General features: G+C 33.5%; 5 protein-coding genes and 1 pseudogene. All 6 read right to left on the bottom strand.

Annotation, left to right across the window (positions count from 1 at the left end; genetic code table 11):
- The coding region (locus JEP36_RS17380) for a replication initiation protein (protein ID WP_198630545.1) at positions 1-581 on the bottom strand (581 nt) is incomplete at its 3' end.
- A 1621-nt stretch (positions 582-2202) separates the two neighbouring features.
- Positions 2203-2439: a hypothetical protein gene (locus JEP36_RS17375; protein ID WP_198630544.1), complete on the bottom strand. Its 237-nt coding sequence runs from the start codon at positions 2437-2439 to the stop codon at positions 2203-2205.
- Positions 2440-2629: 190 nt separating this feature from the next.
- Positions 2630-3244, bottom strand: coding sequence for an RloB family protein (locus tag JEP36_RS17370; RefSeq protein ID WP_198630543.1), 615 nt, complete (start codon positions 3242-3244; stop codon positions 2630-2632).
- A gap of 16 nt (positions 3245-3260) precedes the next feature.
- Positions 3261-4595 (bottom strand): AAA family ATPase, encoded by a 1335-nt coding sequence (locus JEP36_RS17365; RefSeq protein ID WP_198630542.1) that lies wholly within the window; start codon positions 4593-4595, stop codon positions 3261-3263.
- A gap of 511 nt (positions 4596-5106) precedes the next feature.
- Positions 5107-5535, bottom strand: a complete 429-nt coding sequence (locus JEP36_RS17360) for a DNA-binding protein (RefSeq protein ID WP_198630541.1) — start codon at positions 5533-5535, stop codon at positions 5107-5109.
- 2 nt (positions 5536-5537) lie between these two features.
- A pseudogene (locus tag JEP36_RS17890) lies at positions 5538-5655 on the bottom strand (replication initiation protein); the annotation flags it as partial.

Genomic DNA, 5655 nt, shown 5'->3' with positions numbered 1-5655 from the left:
AACTCTTTTATTGCTGGTTTTATTACCCATTGATTCAGTGACTTGAAGGTGGCGTATTTTTTTTCGTCCAAACCTAGCATCGAGCGAAAATCATCAATGCTGATCAATCGATCGCCAATCACTTTAAATTGCATTAATAACTCATATAAACGAATGCTATAGACACTTTTTAGTGTTGATACATTTTTGATCACGATTTTAGTAAATTGACCTTGAAGCTGAGTTAAGTAGGGCATTATGGAGTCAGCAAAAACAATTTCTATTTTTCCCTCACCCTCAAAATATTCTGCTTCTTCTTGGATCCAGCGAATACGTCGTCTTTCATTATTGTTTTGTATATATATCCAACGTTCAGCGAGCTTATCTATAGCTTCTTTTAAATGTCGTTCTGCATTACTTTTTCCCATATCAGGAAATGCTAGATAAAAATCGCCAGATGTAATTTTGAATGTTTTTTGAGGAGTTTTATCCCGAGGGTTTAGCTTTCCAATACACATCAATAGCAAGCGCTGTTCCTGTAAAGTTAGTTTGTAACTAGCTTCAATCAACGCATTGGATTTATATGCTATTAGTTCAGACATGTCGCTTCCTACTTAATGGGATAGACAAAAAATTAGTCTATCCCTACATTAAAGGCAAGTCTTTTATTTTGACTATGCCTAATTTGTGAGTATTACCGTAAATTTCTATGCCTATTACCGTAAATTTCTATGCCTATTACCGTAAATTTCTATGCCTATTACCGTAAATTTCTATGCCTATTGGTATTTTTATTATTATAAAACAATATGGTACATATAGATAAAACAAGGTTTAAAAACATAAAACAATTTAAAACAGAAAAGCCCTGTGGATAAATCAGCTCAACCTGTCAGATACATCACGTTTTCCCTTATTCAAGAGGATGTAGTAAACAGAGTTTGCTACTTTTCAAAACATATTTCCAAATCAAGGTAGCTCCCCCGCATTGCGGGGGCATATCGCTGACAGAATCTTTTGTCTCCGACCATCAAACTACTGAACCGCTAATTTTTCGTGCAATTAAGTTCGCTACGCTCACGGCTCAGTCAGAATGGTGCTGTATACGCCTGTAAGCGATTTTTTCACCTATGACGATAACTTCCATAACCAAAACATAAAAGCCACTCCTAATTCGTTCTGTGGCTTTTTATTGCTATAACCGATATTGCAGTAAGACTGTATTTTTCATTCTCAGGCATATTCCCAGAATTTGTGCTGCCGTTCAGAAAACGGTTCATATAACTTTCAAAATCCGGTTTTTCAAAAGGACAGGTACGAAATCAGTTAAATGGGCGGTTGAAAATCAATCAAATTGCTGCACGAGTGGCGACCTTTTGAAGATGTATTTATTAAAAGTGTTTTAAATCAAATGGTTACTTTTATTTTAGCATTGGAAAATATCTTGTTCACTACAATGAAATGCCGTAAATAGCAGGAATAACACAATTTAAATATTTATAAATCAATTGGATTGGCGAAAGGTCGCCATTGATGCAGTTGACGGAAAGGTCTACGTCTGCAAGACAACAGGTTCATTACCGAGTTTAAAACTAATTTTTCATTTTTAGACCAGAATGAGTGCTGACACTTGTCGGCTGAAATTGGTTTAACCGTTCTGAATTCAGGTCAGACGTCGGACCCACAGTTTTGATATTGCATTAATCAAAATGGCAAAAACCCCGAACAGGGATATTCATCTCCATCCGGGGCGGTCTACAAACGTCGCAATGTGATTCTGTCTCCCTTCACTCCGAAGGTCAAGACGAATGCATCAGGAATTACATCTGGTTTAATCACCAGTACAAACGACGTCGCCTTCGGCTCACAGTACCCCCTGCAAACCGGAAAATGACAAGGTTATTAACCCTGCCTAAAACCATGTTTGGTCATAAACTAATTATACCGTAACTACCCTAATAGTGACTTAATATAGCCAATACATTAAGTCGTCACTAGGGTCTTGGTGACTTAATAACGTTATACATTAAGTCGTCACTAGGGTCTTGGTGACTTAATAACGTTATGCATTAAGTCACCATTAGGGTTTTGGCGTCTTAATGTCTTTGATTATTTTTAAAACAAATTTTTTTGATGGAAAAGCCTAATTTTTATCAGAAAAACGAGGATAAGTGTGCGGTTATTTGTTAACCTAAACACCTTGTATGTATCAGCCTTTCATTGTCAAAACGAATCCAGTTCACTGACAGATAACCACGAATTCAACAATGTTTTCACGCAATGCTGACATAAATCCAGCTTCAAGTGGTTTCCGTCACCGAAAACAGAGCCAAAACCAACCTGCCGGTCAATAGACAAAAATTCATGAAATTCAGGATCGTCTTTTTCAGCATAAAAATGGCATCGATCACAGGATTTTGCAGAAATAATAATGGTTTCTTGTGTGGTGAAAATCTTCATATGAAATCCATAAAACATTTGTAAAGATAAAAAATTGTCACATTGACGACTTTTAGTATTTTGAAATTTAACATTTAAAATGTTTTATATTATATTCATGAGTTTTAATAATATAATTGTTAATTATATATGGTGGGTAGTAATCTATGATTATTAGATACAAGCGTAAATTATAATCATAGATTTAAACCTAAAAAGAATCTATATTCTCCAATAAATCATGGAAGTTAGTATAAGATTTATATAGATACTCCGGTGTTGTTGTTGCATTGTTATGCTTTGCATAACAACTTAATCTTTTAGAGTTTTCTTTGGCATCACTTATTTTTTCTTTTAAGAAGTAATATGTATTTTTACTACCTTTATCATAATCAGGAATCAATTTTTTTAATGGCGATGAACTAATTAAATCTTTATATGAAATGAATTCTTTGGTTGTATATCCAAAGTGCATAAGAATCCAAAGCTCAAAGCAAACACAAGATATAGCTATATTTATATTGTTTTTATTAGCTTTATTCCATGCTCTCTGGTGAGATGATTTAGATTGAGATGTTAGTTGCTCTTGATCATAAACAACCCAAAAAACATCATCTGCTGATGATTCTTTCTTTTTCTCTATGGCTAAATCAACCAATTGCTCTGGGCTGTTTTTCCTTGTTTTAGGTATTTTGAATACACTATATCCTTTTTTATCTCTGTCTGAAATATATGCCTCAAGGTAAAGTGGTTCTGTTTTTTCACCTTCACAATAAATGTACATTACTGGTGGTACACTTTTTTCTTTTGTTTTTTTCTTTGCCATCATGATTCCTTAATTTTTATTCAAAAAAACCATTTGATATTTCACTGATTTCTTTTTCAGATAATGATGATGGTTGTATTTTATGTGGTGATAAAAATAAAGCTATTTTCAAGTAATTTATATCTGGCACACCACCGAAACGGCCTTCATTATACCAGTTTACATAGTTGGTTGATGTCTTTACTTTTTTCTTGTCAAAATCATCTAAGCTATATAAAGTTGATGATCCATTATTTTTTTCACAAAAAAATATTTGATCCCTTCTCATTTTTTCAGGCGTCATTAGTTGCATGTTGTGCGTTGAAAATATAAGTTGTGAACCATATGTATTAACATCTGGGTCATTAAATAACTTCACGATCAGGTCAGCTATATGTGGATGAAGACTATTATCCAGCTCATCTATAATTATTACTTTTTTACTATCAAATGCTGAACGAATTAAAGGGATTATTTCAAATAGCTTTTGAGTTCCTTCTGATTCTCTAGATATTGGAAAGTTAATATTTTTTCCATCTTCGCTAAGATGTGAAAATACATATCTATATTTGTAATCATCCATGATCATATCTTTTATTTCTTGTGGTATATCATCATCCATTTTTATTGGTAATTCAGCATCTACTTCTTTTACTGAAATGTCATTAACACCAGTGTCAACCATGCATAATACTTTCGCAGTATCCTTGACAACTTCTTCTCTATCTCCAAAAGAAGATATCCTTAATCGTTCATTAAGACCTATGTGTCTTATTTGTTGCCTAAAGAAATTATAAGCTTCTTTAATTATATCTGGCGATGCTGCATTATTTCCCGCTTTAGAAAGATAGGAATTGTTTTTAAAGAAAGGTATTTTTTTTATCCCGCCTTTATAATGACCTCCAAATTTTAATGTTTCCCATGAATCATCTTTATTTCGAGTAAAAAGATTAGCTTTTACTCTCGATGGATAATAATCTAAAGATTCAAATGTAATTTCATTTTTTATAAATGAGATTATATATAAGAATCTATCCCCTGATTTTGAGTAAAATTCAGCCTCAAGAGTAGTTGGTGAACTAGTGGTTTCTGAAGATAAAGCATAAGGTTCATAGCAGGGTATATTGCTGCCTTCTTTTAAATCACCAGACATGGTAGTTATAAATTTTAGTGCTTCAAAAGCCATCAGAACATTTGATTTACCAGAAGCATTTGCTCCATATAACCCTGCGCTTCTCAGTGTAGCAACTTGCATTCCATCATTTTTATATAAGTTTTCTGGTAAGTGATTGCCTGGAGTAGCCGAGCTCAAGTTGACTTCAACTCTGTTCTTTATAGATTTGAAATTTGAAATTGCTAAGTAAGTAAACATTAGTTGTGTCTCCAATTGGCACTTTTTTCCAAAAAAAAGAAAAAAGTAAGTTTAGGAACTATATGATACAAGTCTATACAATGGAAGCACTAAGTGATGTTAAATCATCTGATTTTTTTCATAAGTAATCGGATTTGGTTTTTGGTGGTTTCATAAGTGAAGAGTTCTGTTATGGCGGTACACTACACAACCTGAACTATGATCCTGACGACAATCTGTTAAATGCTTACAGCAATGCCTTAACCGATTAAATAAAATTATTAGTCATACCAATAACCTGCTTTATTTTTATTTGTGTTACATATATAAATCATGAGTATGTTTTTTTGTATGTTTATACATCATTTAACATAATCGTGCTTAAGCGTACACCCGCTTCCGGTTTCATCCTGAAAACATCCTGAACCGTTCAAAACTGCCTCTTTTCCGGCCGAAAATATCCCGTTTTATTGTTACTTATTTGTTATCAAAATGGCGGTTTGGGTTTCAGCGTGAAAATGACACCAGCCGGCTATTTTTTCCAGAATTGCCATGATTTTCTTGTTGGTACTGGTGTAACGGGCTCGGGAGAGGTTGGTAGCTTGGATTCGATTAATAACATAGCCTGACGTATATCATCTAAATTTTTTGAAAGTAACTCTTTTTCAGCTTTTAAGTGTGCATTTTCTTGTTCAAGAAGTTGAAGTTTAATCTGTAGTGATTGTGTAGTGCTGGGTGTTTCTTGCTGTAGTTTTGATACATGTGTGACACTGTCACTATCTATAGTTGAGAGATTACTTATTTTACCAAATACTCTAATTAACTCAGATGTTTCAATGCTTTTATTTCCTGTATTTTGATCTGTAGTCGTAGACAGTTTTCCTTGTTTTATGTACTTGTGTAGTGTGCTTCTTGCTTTTCCTGTCAGCCTTGCTGCTTCACTGATTGATACCAAAGCCATAATCAATCCTCTAACATCATTTTTATTTGTTGATCTTCTTTGAAGTGAAAGTGTAGCGCAAAAACACTCCTGCCTTTTTTTACTGTATCAACTGTTACTGATAGATTGCTTTTTTGGTTT

Source organism: Proteus sp. PR00208 (assembly GCF_016238545.1).
Lineage (GTDB): Bacteria > Pseudomonadota > Gammaproteobacteria > Enterobacterales > Enterobacteriaceae > Proteus.
The sequence above is the reverse complement of the archived record's forward strand: the minus strand, read 5'-3'. Positions and strand labels throughout refer to the sequence as shown.

Excerpts from the sequence above, each read along its gene's own strand:
- JEP36_RS17375 (WP_198630544.1), bottom strand. The coding sequence starts at position 2,439 with ATGAAGATTTTCACCACACAAGAAACCATTATTATTTCTGCAAAATCC.
- JEP36_RS17370 (WP_198630543.1), bottom strand. The coding sequence starts at position 3,244 with ATGGCAAAGAAAAAAACAAAAGAAAAAAGTGTACCACCAGTAATGTAC.
- JEP36_RS17365 (WP_198630542.1), bottom strand. The coding sequence starts at position 4,595 with ATGTTTACTTACTTAGCAATTTCAAATTTCAAATCTATAAAGAACAGA.
- JEP36_RS17360 (WP_198630541.1), bottom strand. The coding sequence starts at position 5,535 with ATGGCTTTGGTATCAATCAGTGAAGCAGCAAGGCTGACAGGAAAAGCA.